Here is a 2,255-nt window from a genome sequence, read left to right on the forward strand (position 1 = left end):
ACTAACGAATTGCTTAAAAACTCTCTCCAATCATATCAATCCCCATAGATAGTGATTTCTAACCGGTTGTCGGCAACACCGCGTTCAGACTCTGGCTTTCAACCAGCCAGAACGCTTAGTTATTGTAGCCTGTTATTATTCTATTTTTACAAAGTCACCAGTTTTGAAGTCTTCTTTCTTATTCTTGTCTTTAATTAATTCAATATCAGAGACAATTCTATATTGAAGAATCTGTCCAACCTTTTTTACATTAAACAATTCTCTATTTTTTGGTCTAACAAGTGCATAATTTAAGGCTTTAATATCCTGAACTAGAAACCAACCTTTTTCATCACCAAGTTTCACAATTCTTTCAATTTTGAATCTACTTGGCAAGAACTCAGCTAGGAACGATTCATTCCTGAAAGGGATTAAGTTTACTTCTTTACCGATTAGATTATTCAAAAATATAAACCTTACTATACCACTATAAATTAAGCCAAGTATACTGATGTTGATTCCAAACGAATCAAATGAAACGCCAAATGTAAAACTGAATATTTGTGTATTGTCCCAAAATGGTTCAATTATTAATATCTGTGAGTACGCCCAAAGCTGCAGTACATATGTAGACCATTTTTTGTTTAATAAATGAAATGATGCACCTACAATTCCCAAAATGGATGTTAGTAGCTTAAACAACTCTTGGTCAAGACCATTATATAATAAGTTGAGTAAGCTTATTAAAATTACAAATAGTGCAAATCTTACTTTTTTAATCATGTTAATTTTTTAATAGGCTACAACGGCTCGAATATGAGTAGTGCCGAATTGCGAAGTGTTTACGTATCAATATGCTGTGAAATTTGATACGGGAGCAAAGGGTTAAATTACCCACTTCACTCGGCATTACTTATATTTATTGTTGTAGCCAGTTCTTTCTCTATTTCTTCAATTGTCGGTAAATCACTTTTTATATTATCTGGAATAGCTCGGCTTAATTGATATTCTGCAACTCCAATTGGTTGTGAAATCCCACGAAGAGCATATTCAGCCTCGATTTTGTTTTTCTCTTGACACAAAACAATTCCAATCGTTGGATTATCAGATTCCGTTTTTAGTTTATCATCAATTGCCGATAGATAAAAACTCAATTTACCAGCATATTCAGGTTTAAAATTCTTTGCTTTCAATTCTACGACCACATAACACCTAAGTTTAGTGTGATAAAATAAAAGGTCAATATAAAAATCTTTGTCACCCACTTCGAGTTTATATTGCCTACCGATAAATGCAAATCCAGTTCCTAATTCTAATAAAAACTGAGTAATGTGCTTTGTTAATTGGTCTTCAATACTCCTTTCATCTGCATTTCTCTTTAGTGTCAGAAAATCAAAAAGATAAGGGTCTTTCAAAGTTTGATTTGCTAAATCAGAGTCAGGATTTGGTAATGTGTTTTTAAAATTTGTAATAGCTTTTCCTTGTCGAGAATATAAATCTGTTCCGATTTGCATGTCTAAAATGCTTCTTGACCAACTATTTTCAATTGTCTCCGTAAGGTAAAATATTGATTCCTCAATTGTTTTCGATTTACTAACAATCAGTATATTATGTCCCCACGGAATTTGTGCAACAAGCTGTTGCACTTTTTTGAAATCAGATTTGTAAAAAGAGTAAAATCCTTTCATATAAAACAGGTTTCTCCGAGAAAAACCTTTTAAATCAGGAAATTCTGAAATCAAATCTCTTTCTAAATTATCAACAACCGAATTACCCCAACCTTGATTCTCTTGCTTCTCATAAAGTTCCTTGCCAATCTCCCAATAAAGTTCAATTATCTCCTTATTAGCCGACAAGGCTGCTTTTATTTGAGTGCCTTTAATTCGCTGTTTTAATCCACCAAGCCACTCAATATATTCAGAATCATATCTTTTTTTTACTGTCATTTTAAAATCTTTGCTCAAAGATAAACTTTATCAGATTAATTCATTGTTAAGCAGTTGGTTTTCTCGAATTGGCTACAACGGTCTCGGCTATGAAGCGTTGGGGGATTGTTGTCCGGTATTCGTTCCAAATTGCTCAGAGCCGAAGCGTTGTATTTGATTTTATCTTTTCATTTCAAAAGCCAAATCAACGATTTGGCGGTGCTCGCTATGGCTCGAAACCTCCAAACTGCAGCTTGCCCCCCTATGCTTTATAAGCCATTGTTGCACTAAACCTAAAGGTAGCTAAAGTCCGTTGTCTCAGCTACCTTTATTTGTCTTATAATACTTAGT

At 33.6% G+C, this 2,255-nt stretch carries 2 protein-coding genes; both read right to left on the reverse strand.

Translation table 11 applies throughout. From position 1 onward, the window contains the following. Positions 1 to 135 precede the first annotated feature (135 nt). A complete protein-coding gene (locus tag KDU71_RS22665) occupies positions 136 to 762 on the reverse strand; it encodes a hypothetical protein (RefSeq protein WP_212193415.1) in 627 nt (208 codons plus the stop codon). Positions 763 to 878: 116 nt separating this feature from the next. After that, positions 879 to 1,925 (reverse strand): PDDEXK nuclease domain-containing protein, encoded by a 1,047-nt coding sequence (locus KDU71_RS22670; RefSeq protein WP_212193416.1) that lies wholly within the window; start codon positions 1,923 to 1,925, stop codon positions 879 to 881. Between the last annotated feature and the right edge of the window lie 330 nt (positions 1,926 to 2,255).

The organism is Carboxylicivirga sediminis (genome assembly GCF_018156225.1).
Classification (GTDB): domain Bacteria; phylum Bacteroidota; class Bacteroidia; order Bacteroidales; family Marinilabiliaceae; genus Carboxylicivirga; species Carboxylicivirga sediminis.